This window comes from Streptomyces sp. NPDC059248, assembly GCF_042753905.1.
GTDB lineage: Bacteria > Actinomycetota > Actinomycetes > Streptomycetales > Streptomycetaceae > Streptomyces.
Genome location: NZ_JBHYZV010000074.1, coordinates 1 through 21376 on the forward strand (window position 1 = coordinate 1; position 21376 = coordinate 21376).

22 protein-coding genes and 7 tRNA genes are annotated in these 21376 nt (G+C 73.3%); 12 read left to right on the top strand and 17 right to left on the bottom strand.

Annotated features, from left to right (window positions below; genetic code table 11):
• Positions 1 to 117: 117 nt before the first annotated feature.
• Positions 118 to 675, bottom strand: a complete 558-nt coding sequence (locus ACFXG1_RS26345) for an HIT family protein (RefSeq protein WP_384717430.1) — start codon at positions 673 to 675, stop codon at positions 118 to 120.
• Positions 676 to 820: 145 nt separating this feature from the next.
• Here ACFXG1_RS26345 and ACFXG1_RS26350 point away from each other — a divergent pair, with 145 nt between their 5' ends.
• Positions 821 to 1477 carry a potassium channel family protein gene (locus ACFXG1_RS26350; RefSeq protein ID WP_384717439.1) on the top strand — a complete coding sequence of 219 codons (657 nt, stop codon included), beginning with the start codon at positions 821 to 823 and terminating at the stop codon, positions 1475 to 1477.
• A 73-nt stretch (positions 1478 to 1550) separates the two neighbouring features.
• Here ACFXG1_RS26350 and thrS read toward each other — a convergent pair whose 3' ends face one another.
• Positions 1551 to 3527: a threonine--tRNA ligase gene (gene thrS, locus ACFXG1_RS26355; protein ID WP_384717427.1), complete on the bottom strand. Its 1977-nt coding sequence runs from the start codon at positions 3525 to 3527 to the stop codon at positions 1551 to 1553.
• A 641-nt stretch (positions 3528 to 4168) separates the two neighbouring features.
• Here thrS and ACFXG1_RS26360 point away from each other — a divergent pair.
• Positions 4169 to 4894 carry a 3'-5' exonuclease gene (locus tag ACFXG1_RS26360; protein ID WP_384717436.1) on the top strand — a complete coding sequence of 242 codons (726 nt, stop codon included), beginning with the start codon at positions 4169 to 4171 and terminating at the stop codon, positions 4892 to 4894.
• A gap of 58 nt (positions 4895 to 4952) precedes the next feature.
• Here ACFXG1_RS26360 and ACFXG1_RS26365 read toward each other — a convergent pair.
• Positions 4953 to 5024 (bottom strand) — tRNA-Val (locus ACFXG1_RS26365).
• A 39-nt stretch (positions 5025 to 5063) separates the two neighbouring features.
• Complete coding sequence (locus ACFXG1_RS26370; protein WP_384744823.1) at positions 5064 to 5519, bottom strand: SRPBCC family protein; 456 nt, start codon at positions 5517 to 5519, stop codon at positions 5064 to 5066.
• Between the two features lie 252 nt (positions 5520 to 5771).
• Here ACFXG1_RS26370 and ACFXG1_RS26375 point away from each other — a divergent pair, with 252 nt between their 5' ends.
• Positions 5772 to 8213 (top strand): SCO7613 C-terminal domain-containing membrane protein, encoded by a 2442-nt coding sequence (locus ACFXG1_RS26375; protein ID WP_384744825.1) that lies wholly within the window; start codon positions 5772 to 5774, stop codon positions 8211 to 8213.
• Positions 8214 to 8285: 72 nt separating this feature from the next.
• Here the strand turns inward: ACFXG1_RS26375 and ACFXG1_RS26380 are convergent.
• Positions 8286 to 8357, bottom strand: a tRNA-Val gene (locus ACFXG1_RS26380).
• Positions 8358 to 8475: 118 nt separating this feature from the next.
• Positions 8476 to 8973 (bottom strand): TIGR02611 family protein, encoded by a 498-nt coding sequence (locus tag ACFXG1_RS26385; RefSeq protein ID WP_384717396.1) that lies wholly within the window; start codon positions 8971 to 8973, stop codon positions 8476 to 8478.
• A 193-nt stretch (positions 8974 to 9166) separates the two neighbouring features.
• On the opposite strand from ACFXG1_RS26385, the gene ACFXG1_RS26390 reads away from it, so the two are divergent.
• Both ACFXG1_RS26390 and ACFXG1_RS26395 read left to right on the top strand, forming a co-directional pair.
• The gene (locus ACFXG1_RS26390; RefSeq protein WP_003959770.1) at positions 9167 to 9580 is read left to right on the top strand and encodes an SsgA family sporulation/cell division regulator; all 414 of its coding nucleotides are present in this window, start codon (positions 9167 to 9169) and stop codon (positions 9578 to 9580) included.
• A 186-nt stretch (positions 9581 to 9766) separates the two neighbouring features.
• Positions 9767 to 10339 carry a CGNR zinc finger domain-containing protein gene (locus tag ACFXG1_RS26395; RefSeq protein WP_384717393.1) on the top strand — a complete coding sequence of 191 codons (573 nt, stop codon included), beginning with the start codon at positions 9767 to 9769 and terminating at the stop codon, positions 10337 to 10339.
• A gap of 35 nt (positions 10340 to 10374) precedes the next feature.
• Here ACFXG1_RS26395 and ACFXG1_RS26400 read toward each other — a convergent pair whose 3' ends face one another.
• Positions 10375 to 10545, bottom strand: a complete 171-nt coding sequence (locus tag ACFXG1_RS26400; protein WP_384717390.1) for a hypothetical protein — start codon at positions 10543 to 10545, stop codon at positions 10375 to 10377.
• Positions 10546 to 10689: 144 nt separating this feature from the next.
• Complete coding sequence (locus ACFXG1_RS26405; RefSeq protein WP_384717387.1) at positions 10690 to 11163, bottom strand: hypothetical protein; 474 nt, start codon at positions 11161 to 11163, stop codon at positions 10690 to 10692.
• 255 nt (positions 11164 to 11418) lie between these two features.
• Here ACFXG1_RS26405 and ACFXG1_RS26410 point away from each other — a divergent pair, with 255 nt between their 5' ends.
• Positions 11419 to 11949, top strand: coding sequence for a DsbA family protein (locus ACFXG1_RS26410; RefSeq protein ID WP_384717384.1), 531 nt, complete (start codon positions 11419 to 11421; stop codon positions 11947 to 11949).
• A 37-nt stretch (positions 11950 to 11986) separates the two neighbouring features.
• Here ACFXG1_RS26410 and ACFXG1_RS26415 read toward each other — a convergent pair whose 3' ends face one another.
• The 3 genes from ACFXG1_RS26415 to ACFXG1_RS26425 are packed head-to-tail and all read right to left on the bottom strand — an operon-like array spanning position 11987 to position 14419.
• The gene (locus ACFXG1_RS26415) at positions 11987 to 12427 is read right to left on the bottom strand and encodes a GNAT family N-acetyltransferase (RefSeq protein ID WP_384717381.1); all 441 of its coding nucleotides are present in this window, start codon (positions 12425 to 12427) and stop codon (positions 11987 to 11989) included.
• A gap of 55 nt (positions 12428 to 12482) precedes the next feature.
• Positions 12483 to 13313, bottom strand: a complete 831-nt coding sequence (locus ACFXG1_RS26420) for an aminotransferase class IV (RefSeq protein ID WP_384717378.1) — start codon at positions 13311 to 13313, stop codon at positions 12483 to 12485.
• Positions 13313 to 14419 (bottom strand): chorismate-binding protein, encoded by a 1107-nt coding sequence (locus tag ACFXG1_RS26425; RefSeq protein ID WP_384717375.1) that lies wholly within the window; start codon positions 14417 to 14419, stop codon positions 13313 to 13315. Before ACFXG1_RS26425 ends, ACFXG1_RS26420 begins: the two co-directional genes overlap by 1 nt.
• 221 nt (positions 14420 to 14640) lie before the next feature.
• Here ACFXG1_RS26425 and ACFXG1_RS26430 point away from each other — a divergent pair.
• The 5 genes from ACFXG1_RS26430 to ACFXG1_RS26450 all read left to right on the top strand — a co-directional run bounded on the left by ACFXG1_RS26430 (position 14641) and on the right by ACFXG1_RS26450 (position 15116).
• A tRNA-Gly gene (locus tag ACFXG1_RS26430) sits at positions 14641 to 14713 on the top strand.
• Positions 14714 to 14749: 36 nt separating this feature from the next.
• A tRNA-Cys gene (locus ACFXG1_RS26435) sits at positions 14750 to 14823 on the top strand.
• Between the two features lies 1 nt (position 14824).
• Positions 14825 to 14896 (top strand) — tRNA-Val (locus ACFXG1_RS26440).
• A 21-nt stretch (positions 14897 to 14917) separates the two neighbouring features.
• A tRNA-Val gene (locus tag ACFXG1_RS26445) sits at positions 14918 to 14989 on the top strand.
• Positions 14990 to 15044: 55 nt separating this feature from the next.
• Positions 15045 to 15116, top strand: a tRNA-Val gene (locus tag ACFXG1_RS26450).
• A gap of 101 nt (positions 15117 to 15217) precedes the next feature.
• Here the strand turns inward: ACFXG1_RS26450 and ACFXG1_RS26455 are convergent.
• From ACFXG1_RS26455 to ACFXG1_RS26470, 4 genes are all read right to left on the bottom strand, one after another.
• On the bottom strand, positions 15218 to 15520 hold the full coding sequence (locus tag ACFXG1_RS26455; protein ID WP_384744830.1) for a zf-TFIIB domain-containing protein: 303 nt from the start codon (positions 15518 to 15520) through the stop codon (positions 15218 to 15220).
• A 119-nt stretch (positions 15521 to 15639) separates the two neighbouring features.
• Complete coding sequence (locus ACFXG1_RS26460; protein ID WP_384722895.1) at positions 15640 to 16611, bottom strand: phosphotransferase family protein; 972 nt, start codon at positions 16609 to 16611, stop codon at positions 15640 to 15642.
• 270 nt (positions 16612 to 16881) lie between these two features.
• The gene (locus ACFXG1_RS26465; protein ID WP_384744832.1) at positions 16882 to 17088 is read right to left on the bottom strand and encodes a hypothetical protein; all 207 of its coding nucleotides are present in this window, start codon (positions 17086 to 17088) and stop codon (positions 16882 to 16884) included.
• Between the two features lie 188 nt (positions 17089 to 17276).
• Positions 17277 to 17534: a hypothetical protein gene (locus tag ACFXG1_RS26470; RefSeq protein WP_384716800.1), complete on the bottom strand. Its 258-nt coding sequence runs from the start codon at positions 17532 to 17534 to the stop codon at positions 17277 to 17279.
• A 311-nt stretch (positions 17535 to 17845) separates the two neighbouring features.
• Between ACFXG1_RS26470 and ACFXG1_RS26475 the strand changes: the two genes are divergently transcribed.
• Positions 17846 to 19075 carry a serine/threonine-protein kinase gene (locus ACFXG1_RS26475; protein WP_384716803.1) on the top strand — a complete coding sequence of 410 codons (1230 nt, stop codon included), beginning with the start codon at positions 17846 to 17848 and terminating at the stop codon, positions 19073 to 19075.
• A 50-nt stretch (positions 19076 to 19125) separates the two neighbouring features.
• Here the strand turns inward: ACFXG1_RS26475 and ACFXG1_RS26480 are convergent, their stop codons facing one another.
• Both ACFXG1_RS26480 and cobA read right to left on the bottom strand, forming a co-directional pair.
• Positions 19126 to 19944: a TrmH family RNA methyltransferase gene (locus tag ACFXG1_RS26480; protein WP_384716806.1), complete on the bottom strand. Its 819-nt coding sequence runs from the start codon at positions 19942 to 19944 to the stop codon at positions 19126 to 19128.
• 76 nt (positions 19945 to 20020) lie between these two features.
• A complete protein-coding gene (gene cobA, locus ACFXG1_RS26485) occupies positions 20021 to 21298 on the bottom strand; it encodes a uroporphyrinogen-III C-methyltransferase (RefSeq protein WP_384716809.1) in 1278 nt (425 codons plus the stop codon).
• Between the last annotated feature and the right edge of the window lie 78 nt (positions 21299 to 21376).

Below are 21376 nucleotides of genomic sequence, written 5' to 3' on the forward strand. Positions count from 1 at the left end.
CGCCCGGGCCCATCATGTGGTGTTTTTGATCCCGTGTGGGGAGCCCGACCGCGCCTCTGGGGGGGGGGGGGGGGGGGCCCCCGGCCCCCCCCCCCCCCCGTCCGTTCACCGCCGGGTCTACGCCGGCCAGGCGTCCGCCAGCATCGCCCGGGTGTCGGCGAGCAGTTGCGGCAGGACCTTCGTATGCCCCACGACCGGCATGAAGTTGGTGTCCCCGCCCCATCGCGGCACGATGTGCTGATGCAGATGGGCGGCGATCCCGGCCCCCGCGGCGGTGCCCTGGTTCATCCCGATATTGAAGCCGTGGGCGCCGGAGGCGGTCCGCAGCGCCGCCATCGCGCGCTTGGTGAAGAGCGCCAGCTCCGCGGTCTCCGCGTCGTCCAGCTCGGTGTAGTCGGCGACATGGCGGAACGGCACCACCATGAGATGGCCGCCGTTGTACGGGTAGAGGTTGAGGACCGCGTACACGGCGGTACCGCGGGCGATCACCAGCCCGTCCTCGTCGGATTTGGCCGGGATGGCGCAGAAGGGACAGCCGTCGCCCGCCTCGGGCCCGGTCGGCTTGTTCTCGCCTTGGATGTACGCCATCCGGTGCGGCGTCCACAAGCGCTGGAACGCGTCCGGCGTCCCCACCCCGATCTGCTGCTCCGGCTCGTTCGTCATGCTGTGCAGCATATGGCGTGGGCGGTGCGCCGCGTGTCGCCGGGGGCGGCCCGGCCGGTCCGGCGATGCTGGTCGGGTGAGTGCCCCGAGCCCCGGCCGCCACGAGCCCGCCGAGCCCGCCGAACGCGCCGGTCCTGCCACGGGCCGGGAGGAGCGGATGTGGCGCTGGCGCCGCCGTACCGAAGTGCCCCTCTTCTTCGCCTCCACGGTCTTCCTGGGCTGCTACGCGGTCCGGATCCTCGACGACGACCTGTCGCAGGCCTGGCGGGACGTCCTGCTGGCGGTCACGTACACGACATGGGCGATGTTCGTGGCGGACTACGCGGTCCGCTGGCGGATCAGCGGCCTGGGGCCGTCCTTCGTCCGTACGCATCTGCTGGACGCGGTCGTGGTGGTGCTGCCGCTGCTGCGACCGCTGCGGATCGTGGAGATCTACGAGTCCGTGCAGCACCGCCACGAGCACGCCAGGCTCTCCCTCTACGCCCGGGTGATGGCGTACGCGAGCATGACGGCGACCCTGCTCGGTTTCGCGGGCGCGCTCACGGTGTACGCGGCGGAGCGCGGCGCGCCGGGGGCGACGATCAGGACGTTCGGGGACGCGGTGTGGTGGGCCTGCTCCACCCTGACCACGGTGGGGTACGGGGATGTGACCCCGGTGACCCCGAAGGGCCGGACGATCGCCGCGTTCATGATGGCCGGAGGGCTGGCGCTGCTGGGCGCGGTGACGGGCTCGTTCTCGTCGTGGCTGATCCAGAGCTTCCGGCTCGACGAGGACGAGAAACCCCCGGGGGAATCCCCCGGGGGCCTCGGCTGAGCGGGCCGCCGGCCACCGGCGGGCGGGGCGCCGCGCGGCGGTGGTCGGACGGTGTTCGGGCCGGTCGGGCCGGTCAGACCTGGACGCGGTCCGCGACGACCTGGGCCAGCTTCTCCAGCGCCTGCTCGCGCGGGACGCCGTTCTCCTGGGAGCCGTCGCGGTAGCGGAAGGAGACCGTTCCGGCGTTCATGTCGTCGTCACCGACGATGATCATGAACGGGACCTTGAGCTTCTGGTGGTTCCTGATCTTCTTCTGCATCCGGTCGGACGAGCTGTCGACCTCGACCCGCAGGCCGCGCTTCTTGGCGTCGGCGGCGAAGCCCCGCAGATAGTCGACATGGGCGTCGCCGATGGGGATGCCGACGGCCTGGACCGGGGCCAGCCACGGCGGCATGGCGCCCGCGTAGTGCTCCAGCAGGACCGCGAAGAACCGCTCGATGGAGCCGAACAGCGCCCGGTGGATCATGACGGGCCGCTGCCGGGAGCCGTCGGGGGCGGTGTACTCCAGGTTGAACCGCTCGGGCAGGTTGAAGTCGAGCTGGACGGTCGACATCTGCCAGGTGCGGCCGATGGCGTCCCGGGCCTGTACGGAGATCTTCGGGCCGTAGAAGGCGGCGCCGCCCGGGTCGGGGGTGAGCGGCAGGCCCTGCTTCTCGGCGACCTGGCGGAGGACCTCGGTGGCCTCCTCCCAGGCCTCGTCCGAGCCGACGTACTTCTCCGGGTCCTTGGTGGACAGCTCCAGATAGAAGTCGGTCAGACCGTAGTCGCGCAGCAGATCGAGGACGAAGGTGAGGGTGCGGTCCAGCTCCTCGGCCATCTGCTCACGGGTGCAGTAGATGTGCGCGTCGTCCTGGGTGAAGCCGCGGGCCCGGGTCAGACCGTGGACGACGCCCGACTTCTCGTGGCGGTAGACCGTGCCGAACTCGAACAGCCGCAGGGGCAGTTCGCGGTACGAGCGGCCCCGCGCGTCGAAGATCAGGTTGTGCATCGGGCAGTTCATGGGCTTGAGGTAGTAGTCCGTACCCCCGTCGAGCTGCATGGGGGGGTACATGCCCTCGGCGTACCAGTCGAGGTGGCCGCTCTTCTCGAAGAGGGCGCCCTTGGTGGCGTGCGGGGTGTAGACGAACTCGTACCCCTCCTCCTCGTGCCGCTTGCGGGAGTAGTCCTCCATGACCCGGCGGACGATGCCACCGCGCGGGTGGAAGACGGCGAGGCCGGAGCCGATCTCGTCGGGGACGGAGAACAGGTCCAGCTCGGTGCCCAGCCGGCGGTGGTCGCGCTTCTCGGCCTCGGCGAGGAAGTCCAGATGGGCCTTGAGCTCGTCCTTCGACGGCCAGGCGGTGCCGTAGATGCGCTGGAGCATCGGGTTCTTCTCGCTGCCCCGCCAGTAGGCGGCGGCGTTGCGCATCAGCTTGAACGCCGGGATGGCGCGGGTGCTGGGCAGGTGGGGACCCCGGCAGAGGTCCTTCCAGCAGAGCTCGCCGGTCTTGGCGTCGAGGTTGTCGTAGATCGTCAGCTCACCGGCGCCGACCTCGACGTCCGCGCCGTCGTCGCTGGACGCGGAGCCCTTCAGGCCGATCAGCTCCAGCTTGTACGGCTCCCCGGCCAGCTCCTCACGGGCGGCCTCGTCGCTCACCACCCGGCGGGCGAAGCGCTGGCCGCGCTTCTGGATCTCCTGCATCTTCTTCTCGACGGCCTTGAGGTCCTCGGGCGTGAACGGCTTCTCGACGTCGAAGTCGTAGTAGAAACCGTCCTTGACCGGCGGGCCGATACCGAGCTTGGCCTCCGGGAACAGCTCCTGCACGGCCTGGGCCATGACATGGGCGGTGGAGTGGCGGAGGATGTCGAGGCCGTCCGGCGAGGAGATCTCCACCGGCTCGACGGTCTCGCCGTCCACGAGCTGGTACGCCAGGTCCTTGAGCTCGCCGCCGACGCGGGCGGCGATCACGGAACGCTCACCGGTGAAGAGGTCGGCGGCCGTCGTACCCGTGGTCACCACGCGCTCTTCCCGCTCGGAATCGCGTTGGACGGTCACACGGACGTCTGACACCGGTCTCTCCTGACTGCTGAAGGGGTCGCGCCCACGAAAACCGGGCGCCCCTGAATCGTACCGAGACCGGGGCCCCGGCCGCGAAACGGTCGCCCGACGGCCCCGGCGCCGGTCACTCCCCCGGGTCCCGACCTGCGGCACATCCGCCCCGGCGAGCACCCGGAACCGTACCGTGCCCGGACCGTGCGGGCCCGCGCGCCGCAGCCTGACGACCGTCCCCGTGCCCCGTACCGGCCCGGACGGCTCCCGGCGGGCGCCCCGGCGACGGGGGACCGGGCGAGCTGGACGGTGGCGCCCTCGCAGCCGCGGACCGCGGCGGCGGCGACGGCGTGCGGACAGCCGATCCGAAGCGTTTCCCCGCACGCGGTGACGGCGAGCGCGCCCCGGGGCGCCGCGGTCCATGGGTACGGGAGTCGCCCCGCGGTGCTCCCGGGCGCTGAAGAGAGGGCGGGGACGCCATGGTCCTCGGCCTTCCGGGATGATCCGTCCGATGTGCCGGTGTTCCTGGCGGGCTGTCAGGTGCCGGGCCCGTCATGTGCGGGGTGAGTGTGGTGACCGTCCCGCGTACGCGGCGGACGGGCCGGGTATCACCGATGCGACGGAGGAAGCTCCATCTGCCGTACGGGTGCGAGGAGTTCGGCATGACGTGCTGGTTCGAGGGTCCGCTGGCCGCGTTGGACACGGAGACGACGGGGATCGACGTCGAACGGGACCGGATCGTCTCCGCGGCCCTGGTGGTGCAGACGGCGGCCGGGACGATCCCCCGGGTGACCCGCTGGCTGATCGATCCGGGGCTGCCGATACCGCCGGGCGCGACCGCGGTCCACGGACTGACCGACGATCATGTACGTCGGCACGGCCGCTGGCCGGCGCCGGTGATGGAGGAGATCGCGCGGGCGCTGGCCCGGCAGTGCGCGGCGGCCCGGCCGCTGGTGGTGATGAACGCGCCGTTCGATCTGACGCTGCTCGACCGCGAACTGCGCCGCCACCGCGCCTCGTCGCTCTCCCGGGCGCTGGAGAACGTCCCCTTGTGCGTGCTCGACCCGCTGGTGCTGGACAAGCAGCTGGACCGCTACCGCAAGGGCCGCCGGACGCTCCCGGATCTCTGCGGGCAGTACGGGGTGGTCCTGGACGGGGCGCACGAGGCCGCGGCGGACGCGACGGCGGCGCTGGAGGTGACCCGGGCGGTGGGCCGGCGGTTCGCGGCCCGGCTGGAGCGGCTGTCGGCGGCCGAGTTGCACACGCTGCAGGCCGTGTGGCATGCGGGGCAGGCGCGCGGGCTCCAGAACTGGTTCACGCGGGCGGGGACGGAGGAAGCGGTGGATCCGGCGTGGCCGCTCCGCCCCGAACTGCCCGCGGCGGCCTGAGCGCCGGTCCCGCAACGAAAAGCCGGTCCGTCGTGACGACGGACCGGCTTTCTCCCGGTGGGCGATACTGGGTTCGAACCAGTGACCTCTTCGGTGTGAACGAAGCGCTCTCCCACTGAGCTAATCGCCCGGGAACGCACCGAACGATACAGGCAACGAACGGCCGCCTTCAAATCCGATGTCCGCTTCCCAGGTAGCGGCCGAGACCGCGGCGGCCCGAGCGCATCATGACGGCGTGGTTGGCCCGGAACAGCGGGCGGCAGGGCACGGCGAGCCGCCGCATCAGGGGCCGCAGGATCTCCACCTCCTGGTCGTACACGGCCCGGGTGCCGGTGCCGCGCGGGGCGACGGTCCAGCGGGCCCAGCCCTCCAGATCGCCGTGGAGCGCGACCTGGAGCACGCCCGCTTCCGGGTCGCGGCGCAGCGCGCGGGCGGTGACGGCGAGTTCGTACGGGAGCACCGATCCGAACCGGGCGGCCCCCCGGTCCTCGCCGAGTTCGGTGACCTCCCGCACCTGGGGCCACCAGCGGGGGTAATCGGCGGGCCGGGCGAGGGCCGTGAAGACGGCGCCGGGCGGGGCGTCGAGATCCCATACGCAGTGGAAGCGGTAGCGGAACCAGTCCATGACCCCAGTCTGCCGCGATCGCCCGATCGTCTCCCGCGGATCTCGCGGGACGCACGGGACGCGCGACCCCGGCCCGGGGGTGGACGCCCCGCCTCGCGGCGCGGGCGGGGCCGTACCGGTCCCCCGGGCGGGCCGGGGGCGTACCCGTGCATCGCGCGGGGCGGGGGTCCGGGGTGGGCGGGCCGCGGTACTCAGCCGGGGTGAGTATCCGCGCCCATGTCCGGCGGAGTGGTTCCGGCCACACTCCGGAGCATGACTCCGTCCCCGACTCCGCCACCGCCACCGCCCGCCGACGAACTGGTGTACGTCGACCGGGAGCTGGCCCGGCTGGAAGCCCACCGCCTGGAGTTGCTGCGGCGACGCGCCTGGCTGATGTCCCGGCTCGCCGAGCCCGCCGAGCCCCGGGCCAGGGCGGCGGCCACCGCCCCGGGGTGGCAGCCGCCGCCGGGGCGGACGGCCGATGTGTCCGGGCCCGGTGTCCGGGATGTCCTGCTGGCCCTCGGCGGGGTGCTGCTGGCCATCGCGGCCGTCGCGTTCACCGTCGTCGGCTGGGGGGCGTTGGGGATCGCCGGGCGGGGCGCCGTCCTGGCCGCGGTGACGACCGGCGCGCTGGCCGCTCCGGTCGTCCTGTCGCGCCGGGGGCTGACGTCCACGGCGGAGGCGGTGGCCGGTGTCGGTCTGGTGCTGACCGTGCTCGACGTCTACGCCCTGCGGCGGATCGGCTTCGGCGGCGGGGACACCCTCGCGTACACGGCCGTGGCCGCCGCCGTGCTGGCGGCGGCGTGGGCGGCGTACGGCAGGCTGCTGCCGGGCCTCGCCCTGCCGCTGCCCGCCGCGGTGACGGCGGCCCAACTGCCCCTGGTGCTGTGGGCGCACGCCGCGGGCACCGGTCTCGAGGCGGCGCTGACGGTGACCGCCGCGTTCGACGCCGCGATCGCCGTGCGCGTGTCCCACCCCGTCGTACGGCGGCTCGCGGTCTCCTTCGCGACGGTCACGGGCGCCTGGTCGGCGGCCCTCGGACTGACCGCGTCCGCCCAGGCGGACTCCCCCGCCGCCGCGCTCGGCCCGGCGGCGCATCTGACGGCGCTGGCGGCGGTGGCACTGTACGCGGCCCGGCCGGGGAACCGGGCCGCGGCGCCGTGCGCGGCCGCCGCCGGGCTCGCCCTGACGGCGGCCGCGGGCGGCCCGGTACGGGAACTGCTGCCGGACGGCTGGGCGGTGACCGCGTACACGCTGACCGCGGCGGTCCTGCTCGCCGCCGTCCCCGCCCGGCTCCCCCGGGACCTGGCACGGGGTCTGCGCGGCGCGGCGGCGGGGGTCCTGGGGACGGCACTGCTGCCGACGCTGCCGCTGACGGCGGCGGCGCTGGCGGGCCCGGTGACGACCCTGCCGGGCCTGTGGCGGGGCGCGCCGGAGAGTGTGGCCGCCGGCATCGGGGGGACGGGCGCGGAGCTGCTCCCGGAGTCCTTCTCGGCGGCGCCCGTGACCCTGCTGCTGGTGGCCGGGGCGCTCGCCGGATACGTACGCCTCACCGGCGCTCCGGCGGAGCCGGCCGGCGACAAGGCGGGGCCCGACCCGCGGCCCATGGCCCGGCGGGCCGCCGCCGGGCTGCTGTGGGCGGCCCTGGCCACGGTCCCGGCGGCCGTGCCCATGACGTACACCGCCGCCGTCGGATACGGGCTGCTGCTCACCCTGGGGGCGCTGGCGCTGGGCGCGAGCGGACGGGCGCCGTTGACGGGTCCGGTGGCGCTGGGCTGCGGACTACTGGGCGCGGTGGCCGTCGGCGGGCTCGCGGCGGCCACCCGGCCCGCGACGTTCACCGTGCTGGGCACGCTGGTGGCGGCCCTGGTGGCGGGTGCCGTACGGACCCGGGCGGGGACGGCCGTACGGACCGTGCTCGCGGTCGCCGCCGCCCTGTTCGGCGGCTGGCTGCTGCTGGCCGGCGCGCGGGCGGCGGAGCTGTCGGCGCCGTGGTCGGGGCTGCTGCTGATGGCCGTACCCGCCGTGCTGTGCGCGGTCGCCGCCCGGCGTCCCGAGGTACCGGCCGCCGCGATGGAGGCGACGGCGGCGCTGGTGACGGCCGTGGCGGTCCTGCTGGCCGCGGGCGACCTCCCGATGACCTCGGCGGTGCTCGGTCTCGCCGGGGTCCTGGCGGCGGCCTCGGCGCTGCGCCCGGAACGGCGCCGTACCGCCGGGGCGACCGCCGCCGCGCTGTTCGTCCTGGCGACCTGGGTACGGCTGGCGGCCTGGGAGGTGACGGTCCCGGAGGCGTACACCCTGCCGGTCTCCGTCCCGGCCGTCGCGGTCGGCTTCCTGCTGCGGCGCCGCGCGCCGGAGACCTCGTCCTGGACGGCGTACGGCGCCGGACTCGCCGCGACCCTGCTGCCGAGCCTCGCCACGGCCTGGGGCGACCCCGGCTGGACCCGCCCGCTGCTGCTGGGTCTCGCGGCCCTCGCGATCACCCTCGCCGGGGCCCGCGGCCGCCTCCAGGCGCCGCTGGTCCTCGGCGCCGCGGTGCTGGCCCTGATCGCGCTGCACGAGCTGGCGCCGTATGTGGTGCAGGCGGTGGGCGCCCTCCCCCGCTGGCTGCCGCCGGCCCTCGCGGGCCTGCTGCTCCTGGTCACGGGCGCCACCTACGAACAACGCCTGCGCGACGCCCGCCGGCTGCGCGACACGGTCCACCGCATGAGCTGATGCCGTGCCCGGCGTACGACGACGGCCGGGGCCGGTCCGCGAACTGTCGCGGACCGACCCCGGCCGGTGATGTGGGCGATACTGGGATCGAACCAGTGACCTCTTCGGTGTGAACGAAGCGCTCTCCCGCTGAGCTAATCGCCCGGGAACGCGCCGCCAACATTACCCCATGTCAGCGGGCCTACCGACCACTCGGCCGCCCGGAAGTCACCCGGCGGCCGCGCGGCCTCGTACCCCCATGGGCCTCATTCGCCCGAGGGCGTCACTCGTCGATCTTCCACGGCATCACGATGCCGAACTTCCACAGATACACCCCGGCCAGTACGGCACAGATGACCACACCGATCGTGGTGAGGATGATGTTCCGCCGCCGCACCCGGGGATCGAGCGCGCGCTGTGCCGCCTCGCTCACCTTGCGCTTGGTCCAGCGGAGCACCAGCTGGGCCCAGACGAACTCGGTGGCCCAGATCGCCATTCCACCGAAGATCACCACCCAGCCGGGGCCGGGCAGCACCAGCATGGCGACGCCGGCGCCGACGACCGCGAGGCCGACCAGGAATACCCCGACCTGCCAGCTCAGATGCAGCGCCTTCGACCGTTTGATGAAGGCGGGCGCCTTCGACCCGAGCACCGGCTCGGGCTTTCCCTCCGCGTCCGTCCCCGTACCGGGCGCGTTGTCGGCGGCCCCCGCCGCCGCCCCCGTCACGGAAGCCGAGTCCTGAGTCACCAGGTTCTCCCCCCGCTCGCTCTCCGTTTTCATGCACTCAAACGTACCGGATCACCTCCCCTGTTCACCGGAATGGGCGTATAACGCAAAGTAATGCACGGCCGTACGAGCGACATGAAGGATCACAAAACGGTCAGAGGGGTTTACAACGACACCGTAGGTGGCATGTCGATTTCGCCGACGTGCGAATCCCCGAGCGCACACTGAGCGAAAGGCCCTGGCGCTTATGAACACCACGGTCAGCTGCGAGCTGCACCTGCGCCTCGTTGTGTCGAGCGAGTCATCACTGCCTGTACCCGCGGGCCTGCGGTACGACACGGCCGATCCCTATGCCGTGCACGCCACTTTCCACACCGGAGCCGAGGAGACGGTCGAATGGGTATTCGCCCGAGATCTGCTCGCCGAGGGGCTGCACCGGCCCACCGGCACAGGTGACGTCCGAGTCTGGCCGTCGCGCAGCCACGGCCAGGGCGTCGTCTGCATCGCGCTGAGCTCCCCGGAGGGCGAAGCGCTGCTGGAGGCCCCGGCCCGGGCCCTGGAATCGTTCCTCAAGCGGACCGACGCGGCGGTGCCACCGGGCACCGAGCATCGCCACTTCGATCTCGACACGGAACTGTCCCACATCCTGGCCGAGAGCTGAGACAGGCCGGGAACCGCACGGCGCCGTCCTACTCGGGGGGACGGCGCCGCGCGGATCCTTTCATACGGCTCACCAAGGTGCCGTCATCACGTTCTCGTGGTGACGGCACCTTTGTGTTCGGGGGCGAACCGCTAGAGTCGGCGGAATTCGGCGGGCACCGGCCCGCGGTAGGCCATGGAGTGCATCGTGCTGATCCCTCACGACACCAGATTCGCCCTCGACATGGTGGTCGACCTGGTGAACACGGCGCCGCAGGACGACCAGGGCGACGGCGGAACCGAAGAGGGGCTGCCGGATATCCCGGCCCTCGACACCTTTGTCCGGGCACACTCCATCAGTGGTGTCGGAAGTCTCGGCGGTCGCGATCTGCTCGCCGTCCGGCGGGTCCGGGACCAATTCGCGGAGATCTTCGCGGCCTCCGAGCGGCGCGTCGCGGCGGAGCTGGTGAACGACCTGGTCGCCGAGGCGGGCACCACGCCCCAGCTGACCGACCACGACGGCTACGACTGGCACGTCCACTACTTCGCGCCGGGCGCGTCGGTCGCCGACCACCTGGCGGCGGACGGCGGGATGGCGCTCGCCTTCATCGTCGTCGCGGGCGAGCAGGAGCGGCTGCGGCGCTGCGAGGCACCGGACTGCGGCCGGGCCTTCGTCGATCTGTCGCGCAATCGCTCCCGCCGCTACTGCGACAGCCGTACCTGCGGCAATCGGCTCCATGTGGCGGCCTACCGGGCCCGCCGCAAGGAGGCGGCGGGCTGAGCGGGCGCTCACGCCCGCGCTCACCACGGAAACGTTCACAAGAGGAACAGATCGTGGACGGCGGCCATCAGCAACAGCACGCCGATCACCGTCAGGAAGATCATCAGTGGTGGCTGGGAGAGCGCGAAGAGACAGCCTCGGGGCTCCGGCGGCTGCTGCGGCTCTGGTGGTGTCGGTGCGGGGGTCCCCCGGGAGGTATCGAGCATCTCGGGGTGATGATGACGCAGACCGGGGCCCGTTGATCACTCAACACACATAGTCGGGGCGGGAGTTCATCACATCCCGCCCCACCGTCTCACCCTGTGAGAAGTTCCGACCGGCCGGTACAGAAACGATGCCCCGGCGGGCCTTCAGATGCCGTGCTTCTTGAGGATCGCCTCGATATCGCTGAAGTCCTCCCCCGCGCCCTGACCGGACTTCCGGCTTCCGCCCGAGGCTCCGGCCGGCTTCGACTGCTGGGCCGGCCTGGTCCGTCCGGCGCCGAGCGACGGTGCCGACGCCGCGGGCGCCACGGCGCCCCGCTTGGCCGCCGCCTTCGCCTCACGGCGCTCCTTGCGGCCCGGCAGGCCCTTGCGCCGCTCCACGCCACGGATGCCCATGAACATCGCCCACGCTCCGCCGAGCAGACCGAAGCCGATCCACGCCGTCGGGCTGAACGCCGTGTCCACGGCCCACGCGACGGCGCCGGTGAGCACCAGACCGAGCGGGATCAGGGAGTACGCGGCGATCCGCGCGGCGGTCAGGAAACGCCTGCGGTACGCCGTCACCCCGGCGATGCCCAGGCCCGCCGCGGCCACCGCGGAACATATGGTCTCGGCAATCATCCGGTCCTCCTGCTCGGTTCGGCGCCGGGTACGGCACCCGTCCACCCTGCTTCGCACTGCTGCGTCACTGCTGACCCGACCTACGGCGTTTCGGCGATTCGAGGCGCACGTACGGTTGTGTCCCTTCCATCCTGCACCGTCGGGGCCGGCGGGGGCCACGGGGACGGGCCGGACTCAGGGGGATCTCCGGGACCGGATCGTCCCCAGGTCGCGGCCCCGGCCCGGGACGGATCGCCGGGCTGGGAGACTCACCGTATGAACGACTCGACTCCCTCCTCCGTTCCCGCGCCGTCCGCCACGCCCGTGGTGCTGGACTTCTGGTGCGAGCTCCAGTGCCCCGACTGTCTGACCGCCCTCGCCGATCTGCGGGCCCTGGAGGAGCGGTACGGCGACCGGCTGGAGGTACGGCTGCGCCACTTCCCGCTGGAGAAGCACAAGTACGCCTTCGCCGCCGCCCAGGCCGCCGAGGAGGCGGCGGAGCAGGGCCGGGGACGGGCCTATGCCGAGGCCGTGCTCGGCCATGTGACCGAACTGACCGACCGCGGGGAGGAGTTCCTCGTACAGACCGCCCGCGACCTGGGCCTCGACGCCGACGAGTTCGATACGGCCCTGATCGACGGCCGCCATATCCTCGCCGTCGACGCCGACCATGCCGAGGGCAAGGCGCTCGGGGTCACCGGCACCCCGACCTATGTGGTCGGGGGCGTGCGGCTGGACGGCGGGAAGAGCCAGGAGGGGCTGCGGGCCCGGATCGAGGAGATCGCCGACCGGCTGCTCGCCGGGTGACCGCGACCGGTCGCGCCGAGGGGGCGGAGCGGGCGGCTCACAGCAGGCGCTTGGTCCAGACGACGGCGGCGGGCTCCCGGGAGCCGGGGCCGCCCGGCGGCCCGGTTCCCGGCTCCGGCCCGGTCTCCGGCCCCGGCTCGATCCCCGTCCCCGGCCCGTTTTCGGTATAGCCGAGCGCCGTGACCAGCCGGATCGCGGCCGCCGCTCCGGACGGTACGGACACCAGGACCGTGTCGCAGCCCCAGCCCCGCAGCACCTCCTCGGCGGCGAGCGCCGCGACGGTTCCCCGGCCGCGCCGCCGGTCGGCCTCGTCCACACCGAGCGCCCGGAGCGTTCCGGTCCCGGCTCCCGCCGACGGCAGGGTCGCGATCTCGACACCGCCGACGCGGCGCCCGTTGACACAGATGTCGTAGTCGCGCGCGCGGGCGCCGCCGGTCTCGTTCCGTGTCGGCCCGGTCGGCCGCAGGGTGGTCGTCACCGGGGTGTCCTACCCATCCCGGGCCCGGTCCCGCACCCGGGACGGGGGCGTTCCGTCAGGAGATGCGGGGATCGGGGTCGGCCGCCGCGCGCTCCTCGAAGATCCGCATCGCCTTGGCGGTGACCGGGCCCGGCGTACCGTCCAGTGCGCGTCCGTCGATCCGGTGGACCGCCTGGACGTCGCGGAGGCTGGAGGTCAGGAAGATCTCGTCGGCCCGCTCCAGGACGTCGTACGGCAGATCGGTCTCGACCGCGCCGGTCCACTCGACCGTCAGCGCGCGGGTGATGCCCGCGAGCGCGCCGGAGGAGACCGGCGGGGTGAGCAGCTCGCCGTCGACGACGACGAAGACATTGGACCCGGTGCCCTCGCACAACTGCCCCACCGTATTGGCGAAGACCGCCTCGGTCGCGCCCCGCTCGGTCGCACGGGCGAGGGCGACGACGTTCTCGGCGTACGAGGTGGTCTTCAGGCCGGTGAGGGCGCCGCGCTCGTTGCGCACCCAGGGGACGGTGATCGCGGCGGTGGTGTCGGGGCGGGGCGATACGGCGCCGAGCGCGACGACCAGGGTCGGGCCCGCGGTGCCCCGGTCGGAGCCGAGTGGGGAGATCCCGCCGGTATAGGTGATGCGCAGTCGGCCCAGGGGGACGGGAGCGGCTTCCAGGACGGCGGCGCAGGCATGCCGGATCTCGTCGTGGTCGGGGTCGGGCAGGCCCAGGCCGCGGGCGGAACGGGTGAGCCGTTCGAGGTGGAGGGTGAGGGCGAAGGCCCGCCCGTGTTCGGCCTTGGCCGTCTCGAAGACCCCGTCGCCGACGGTCAGTCCGTGGTCGAGTACGGATACCCGGGCCTCATCGGCGTCCTTCAGACCACCGTCCACCCACAGCTTCATCACGAGCGTCCTTCCGCGTTCAGGGCGGCCGGCGCCGGGTTCGCGGGACGCTCGGCCGGGGATGCCGCACCATCGGTGCCCGACGCTATCGCGAGCAGTCTGCGGGCCTTCAGCTCGGTCTCCGCCCATTCGCGTTCCGGGTCGGAGCCCCAGGTGATCCCGGCGCCGGTGCCGAACCGCAGCAGGGGGCGGGCCGGGTCGGCGCGGTCGATCCAGAAGGTGCGTATGCCCACGGCCAGCTCGGCCCGGCCGCGGTCGGCGTCGACCCAGCCGATCCCGCCGCAGTACGGGCCGCGGGGCGCGGTCTCCAGCGCCTCGATGATCCTCAGGGCGCTGGACTTGGGCGCGCCGGTGACGGAGCCGGGCGGGAAGGTGGCCCCGATCAGCTGCCGCCAGCCCCGTCCGGCCGCCAGCTCGCCGCGGACGGTCGACACCAGATGGACCAGTCCGGGGTGGGGCTCGACGGCGCACAGCTCGGGCACCGTGACCGAGCCGGTGGCGCAGACCCGGCCCAGATCGTTGCGGACCAGGTCGACGATCATCACATTCTCGGCGTGGTCCTTCTCCAGCAGGTCGGCCGCCGTCCGGCCGGTGCCCTTGATCGGCCCGGACTCGACCGTGGCGCCGGAGCGCCGCAGATACAGCTCGGGCGACGCGGTGGCGATCTCCACCCCGTGACCGGGCAGCCGAATCGTTCCGGCATAGGGGGCCGGGTTGCCGCGGGCGAGCAGTGCCGTCAGCGCGTCGACGTCGGCGGGCCCGTCCCGCTCCGGCAGCGGCGCGGAGAGCACCCGGCAGAGATTGGCCTGATAGACCTCGCCCGCCGCGATGTACTCCCGGATCCGGGACACCCCCGCGGTGTAGGCGGCGCGGTCGAGGGACGAGGTCCAGTCCGCGGGGTCCGGTCCGTGCCAGCGGCCGGGCACGGGCGCGGGCACCGGTTCGGTACGGACATCGGCGAAGCGGGCGCAGGTGATCCGGCCCTCGAAGTCGGCGGCGACGGCCCAGAAGCCCGTGGAGTCGAGGGCCTCGGGGTCATGGGTGACGTCCCGCAGACCGGTGGCGATCAGATGCCCGAATCGGGCCAGCGGAGGGTGGTGGTGCACGTTGTCGAGTCTATGACCGGGGCGGATGGGTCCCGGACGGCCGGACGAGGGGCCCGTGCCCCCGCGCCGGGGCGCGCCCCGGCGGCGTACCGGAGCCGCCCCCGGACGACTGCGGGACGCGCACACGTCAGCACGCTGCGGAAACGCGTTTTTGTGCTGGCCCCGGAATCCGCTAGAGTTCACCACGTCGCCGGGACGCGGAAGCGGGCCGGAAACGACAAGCGGACGTGGCTCAGTTGGTAGAGCATCACCTTGCCAAGGTGAGGGTCGCGAGTTCGAATCTCGTCGTCCGCTCGATGTTGGGGGATCTTCCAGAGCCCCCGCACTCCGGGTGGAGTGGCCGAGAGGCGAGGCAACGGCCTGCAAAGCCGTCTACACGGGTTCAAATCCCGTCTCCACCTCCAAGGACGATTAGCTCAGCGGGAGAGCGCTTCCCTGACACGGAAGAGGTCACTGGTTCAATCCCAGTATCGTCCACAGGATCCTTCGGGATCCCCCGCGCGATTAGCTCAGCGGGAGAGCGCTTCCCTGACACGGAAGAGGTCACTGGTTCAATCCCAGTATCGCGCACGCGGGCACACTGCCCGGCCTGCCTTCCGCGGGATGTATTCCGTGGTCGGTTCCCGCGCGATTAGCTCAGCGGGAGAGCGCTTCCCTGACACGGAAGAGGTCACTGGTTCAATCCCAGTATCGCGCACACTGACGAAGCCCCCGGTCACCTCTCGGTGACCGGGGGCTTCCGCGTATCCGACGGACCCATGGGTCCGTCGGGCCACCGGCCGGGTCGGCTCGGGCCGGTCAGGAGGAGAAGAGCATCCGGCCGAAGCCCTTGCGGTTGCCGTGGTGGCCGTGGTGACCGCCGTGATGGCCGCCGTGGTGCTGCGGGGCGCCCCAGGCGGGCGCGTGGGCCGCCGGGTAGGCGGCGGGCGGGCCGGGCGGCGGCGGGGGCGCCTGCTGCTGGGTCCACTGCGACTCCAGCCGGGTCAGCGACTCCAGCTCGCCGTAGTCGAGGAATATCCCCCGGCAGCCGCTGCACTGCTCGATCTGGACACCACTGCGGTTGTACGTGTGCATGATCGCGTGGCACTTGGGACACTGCATCGTCGGGCTGCTCCTCGCCTGTCGTTCCATGCGGCTGTCGTACCGTGCGGCCCGGTTGAGATACCCGGCCGCGGCAGCAGCCTACGTCGGCCCGGCCGCCCCGGACGAGGGATCGCGGGCTACAACTCCGGTGACAGCCGGGCGATTCGGGCACAGGCGTCGAGGACGGCCGTATCGGTCTCGTCCGGCTCCCGCTCCTCCCGGGCCGCCCTGAGCAGGGCGAGCGCCGCGGTCTGCACGGTCAGCGCGCGGGCCGGGACGTCCAGCCGGGCCCATGGGTCCGCCGGGTCGGCGGCCGGCCCCCCGGCCGCCGCATAGGCGCCGATGAAACGCTCCCACACCTCGGGCGCCAGCAGCCCGGCGGCGAACCAGGCCGCGGGGCGGCCCAGGTCCCAGGCCCGGTCGCCGATGCCCAGGTCGTCGATGTCGATCAGCAGCCACGGGCCGTCCGGCGCGGGGCCGCGGACCAGCTGGCCGAGGTGGAGGTCGCCGTGGCAGAGCCCGGTGGGCGCGGGCGGCGGGGCCTCGTCCCGGGCCCAGTCGGGCAGCCGGTGCCAGGCCCTGATCACGTCCCAGGTGGCCGGACGGCGGATGTCCCGGCGCATCCGGGCGACCGCGCGGGCCGCTTTCGCCGGGCCCCGGGCCGGGGGCGGCGGTCCTGGCAGGGACCCGGCCGGGACGGTGTGCAGCCGGGCCAGCAGGGTCGCGGTCTCCTCCCAGGGCGCGGCGTCCGGGTCGGCCGGGTCCACGGGCACACCGTGGGGCCAGAGGCTGACCGGGTGGCCGAGTACCTCCCGTACCTCCGGCGGGGGCGGGAGCGGGGGCAGCAGGATCCCGGCCAGCCGGGCATCGGCGGCGACGGCGATCCGGGCGCGGAGCGCCACCGGGTCGGCGTTCCCGTCATGGGCCTTGGCGACGGTGTCCCCGTGGCGGACGACGATGCCGTCGGGGCGGTCCGCGAGGACCTCGGGGCCGTGCGTACAGCCCCGGCACGCGGAGTCCGCCGCTGCCCCGTATCCGGTGTGCGCGGCGTCGCGCGCGAGACGGGCGAGCGCGTCGGCGACGGCGGTACGGGCGACGGTGGCGCCCACGGTCCCTCCCCCGGGTGCGGTACGGCTGCGGTACGGCTGCGGTACGGCTGCGGTACGGCTGCGGTACGGCTGCGGGGGCGATCCTACGACGCGCCGGTGACGCGCCGGGCGGGCCGTCCGGGACGCCTCGGGCGCGTACAAAAGAAAACGCGGTGGCCGGTCAGCTCCCCAGCTGACCGGCCACCACTGCCGTCCGCCGCACCCCCGTCCCCACGGGGTTATGGCCGGATGTCCCCGACCCGGACCGCTCTTCCGGGCCCGGGGCGCCGCTCAGCGCCCCAGCATCACGCCCACGGACGACGCTTGTGTCACTACCGCTTCCCAGCCACCGATGACATAGAGCAGCAGTGCCGCCAGGGGAAGGACCATGGCCGTGGCCACCAGGGGGTGGCGGCGACCGGCCGGCCGGCTGCCGAAGGCGACGGCCGTCCGGCTCTCCCGTGTCCGGGTCATGGTCCGCGTCACGGTGTCCGCCATGGTCCCTCTCCTGTCGTAGTCAGCAGCGGCGGGTGTCCGACCTCGGGGGACGAGTACTGCACCCGCCGCTTGACCTCAACATTAGGTTTCCGGTGCAGGCCGAACGTCATGCCCGCGTACCGATTACCGGGCCTCCGAGAGGATGAGCCGAGGCCCTTCGACGTACTCCCCAGGGTGGAGAAGCCTCCTCAGGAGTGAGGGGTTTCCCTGAGGGGGCGCTCTCCGGCCTCGTCCCTGGGCACGGGCTGCTCCACCAGCGCGAGCACGCGATTGGCCATAAAGCGGGCCGTCCGCACCACCGCCCCGCTCCGGGTGACTTCGCTCACTTCGACCACCCCTCTGCGAACGGCCGTCTCCACCCGCCGCCCTGCCCGGCTTGCCACGACTTCGTACGTACGCGTGCTGTCGCCCGCGTCCACGACGATCTCCACGCGATCACCTTTCACTGATCCAATCCCCCTCCGGTGACGGTCCGTTGAGTTCTCGCGCGGGCCCGGGGAGCCGGTGCGCGCACTCCCTGACCTCTGGTCAATTGTCCCACCGGGCACTGACAATCGATCGTCCCGAGAGGGCGCGGCCTATGAGCGCACCGGGGCGGGGGTACGTAAGCTGTGCCACGTCGGGACGGGCGACCGGATACCGCCGGTCGGAGCCGGTCCGGCGGACGACCGGCCGGACGGCACGGAACAACAGGGTGGGGCCGCCCACCGAGGGATACCAGGGTGGGGTTCCGCCCACCGCAGGCAGGGGACGGACGATGGCGATGATGCGGCTCCGGCGCGAGGACCCGCGTGTCGTCGGCTCGTTCCGTATCCACCGGCGGCTGGGCGCGGGCGGCATGGGCGTCGTCTATCTGGGCTCGGACCGGCGCGGCCAGCGGGTGGCGCTGAAGGTGATCCGCCCGGATCTCGCGGAGGACCAGGAGTTCCGGTCCCGGTTCGCCCGGGAGGTGTCGGCGGCCCGCCGTATCCGGGGCGGCTGTACGGCCCGGCTGGTGGCGGCGGACCTGGAGGCCGACCGGCCGTGGTTCGCCACCCAGTACGTCCCGGGCCCCTCCCTCCACGACAAGGTCAACGAGGAGGGGATCCTCCCGGCGGCCGAGGTGGCCGCGATCGGGGCGGCGCTCTCCGAGGGGCTTGTCGCCGTCCACGAGGCCGGGGTCGTGCACCGCGACCTCAAGCCGTCGAACATCCTGCTCTCGCCCAAGGGCCCCCGCATCATCGACTTCGGTATCGCCTGGGCGACCGGCGCCTCCACCCTGACCCATGTCGGCACGGCCGTCGGCTCCCCCGGCTTCCTCGCCCCCGAACAGGTCCGCGGGGTCGCCGTCACCCCGGCGACGGACGTGTTCGCGCTCGGCGCCACCCTCGCCTACGCGGCGACCGCGGACTCCCCCTTCGGCCACGGCGGTTCGGAGGTCATGCTGTACCGCGTGGTCCACGAGGAGCCGCATCTCCAGGGAGTGCCGGACGCGCTGGCGCCCCTGCTCCGGGCGTGTCTGGCGAAGGACCCGCTGGAGCGCCCCAGCACGCTCCAGCTCTCCATGCGGCTCAAGGAGATCGCGGCCCGGGAGGCACAGGGCCCGGCCGACAGCAGACCGCCGGTGGCGCGGGAGCGGATCGACACCCGGGGCGGTCAGCCGTCCCGCTATCCGCAGCGTACGGAGCGACTGGACCGCACGGAACGGCTGGACCGGCCCGAACGCGACCCCCGGGAGCGTGACCGGCGGACCGGCGAGCGCCGTACGGGCGGGGCCGGCGGGCCGCGTCCGCAGCCGTCGAGGACCGGTGGCTCGTCCCGGCCGCGCCCCTCGCGCGGCGGCGCGCCGTCGACCGCCCGGGGCCGTCAGGGCGGGCGCCCCGGTCCGCGTACGACATCTACGGGACGACGCCCCGCCAATCCCCGGCTGCTGCGGCAGCGCATCGTGGTCTTCTTCGTGGTGACACTGATCGTCGCGCTGGGCATCGCGGCGGCCCAGCAGCTGTAGGGACTCGCGGGGCGGGGGTCGGGGGCGGGGGCGGGGGCGGGGCCGGCGGATCAGGCTTCCGGGCGGCCCGACGCCACGGCGTAGAAGGCCACGGCCGCCGCAGCGCCCACATTGAGCGAGTCCACACCGTGGGCCATCGGGATCCGGACCCATTCGTCCGCCGCGACCAGGGCCTGCGTCGACAGTCCTTCGCCCTCGGCGCCCAGCATCAGCGCCACCCGCTCCATCCGGTGCGGCGCGGCCTCGTCGATGGCGGTGGCCTTCTCGTCGGGGGTGAGGGCGAGCAGGGTGAAGCCCGCCTCCCGTACGGCTTCGAGACCCCGGGGCCAGACGTCGAGCCGGGCGTACGGGACCGAGAACACCGCGCCCATGGAGACCTTCACGGACCGCCGGTACAGCGGGTCCGCGCAGTCCGGCGAGAGCAGGACGGCGTCCATGCCGAGCGCGGCGGCGCTGCGGAAGATCGCCCCAATGTTGGTGTGGTCGTTGACGGATTCCATCACGACGACCCGGCGGGCGCCGGTCAGCAGTCCGGCCGCGTCGGGCAGCGGCTTGCGCTGCATGGAGGCGAGCGCGCCCCGGTGGACGTGGTAGCCGGTGACGCGTTCGGCGAGCTCCGGGCTGACCGCGTAGACGGGGGCGGGCATCTCGTCGATGACATCGCGCATGACGTCGACCCACTTGGCCGACAGCAGCATCGACCGCATCGCGTACCCGGCGTCCTTCGCCCGGCGGATGACCTTCTCGCCCTCGGCGATGAAGAGGCCCTCGGCGGGTTCGCGCCTGCGCCGCAGCTCGACGTCGGTGAGGCCGGTGTAGTCGCTCAGCCGGGGGTCGTCGGGGTCTTCGACAGTGATGAGATCAGCCACAGGGTGATACTGCCTTCTCCAGGGATGGGTGCCAACGCCTGGACAGGGGTCGGTTACTGAAGGTTACAAGGGGGCGTTACGAGGGGGTGGGGCCGGCCGTGCCGCTCCCGGCGACCCGGGCGGCGACCGAGACCACGTCGCCGACGACGATCACCGCGGGCGGCCGGACGTCCTCGGCGGCGACCACGTCCCCGACGGTCGCCAGGGTGGCGTCGACCCGGCGCTGCGCGGCGGTCGTGCCCTCCTGCACCAGGGCCACCGGGGTGGCGCCGTCCCGGCCGTGGGCCACCAGCGCGCGGGCGATCGCGCCGATCTTGTCGACGCCCATCAGGATCACCAGGGTGCCGCGCAGCCGGGCGAGGGCCGCCCAGTCCACCAGGGACCGCTCGTCGTCGGGGGCGACATGGCCGCTGACCACGGTGAACTCATGGGCGACGCCCCGGTGGGTGACCGGGATCCCGGCCGCCCCCGGCACGCTGATGGAGCTGGAGATACCGGGGACGACGGTGCAGGGGATGCCCTCGGCGGCGAGGGCCTCGGCCTCCTCCATGCCCCGGCCGAAGACGAACGGGTCACCGCCCTTGAGCCGGACGACCGCACGGCCCGCCTTGGCGTGCTCGATCAGCGCGTTGTTGATGGCCTCCTGGGCCATGAACCGGCCGTACGGGATCTTCGCCGCGTCGATCACCTCGACATGCGGCGGGAGTTCGTCGAGGAGGTCGCGGGGCCCGAGGCGGTCGGCGACGACGACGTCCGCCTCGGCGAGCAGCCGCCGCCCCTTGACCGTGATCAGGTCGGGGTCGCCGGGGCCGCCGCCGACGAGGGCGACGCCCGGGGTCCGGGTACGGTGCTGGCGGGCGGTGATCGTACCGTTCCGCAGGCCCTCCACGACGGCGTCGCGTACAGCCGCCGTCCGGCGGGGGTCCCGGTCCCTGACCTCGGTGGTGAGGACGGCGACGGTCACTCCGGCGGAGCGGCCGGTGGCCGGGGTGAGGGCGGTGGCCACATCGGCGTCGTCGGAGCGTACGCACCAGACGCGCCGCTCCTCCGCCTCGGCGGAGATCCGGTCGTTGGCCTCGGGGTCGGAGGAGGCGACGACGACGTACCAGGCGCCGTCCAGGTCGCCGTCCAGATAGCGCCGCCGCTCCCAGCGGATCTCCCCCGCGGTGGCCATGGCCTCCACGGAGGGGGTGGCCGACGGTGACACCAGGACGACGTCGGCGCCCGCGGCGATCAGCGCGGGCAGCCGCCGCTGGGCGACCTGTCCGCCGCCGACCACGACGACACGGCGGCCCGAGAGCCGCAGCCCCACGGGGTAGGCGGGATGCGGATGCGCTGGCGTCTGCTGGGGCATGGGGTTGGGGCTCCCTGGGGCGCGGCATGGGACGGGGAGGTCCGGCGTGGGCGGGACGGCGGTACGACGATCGGTACG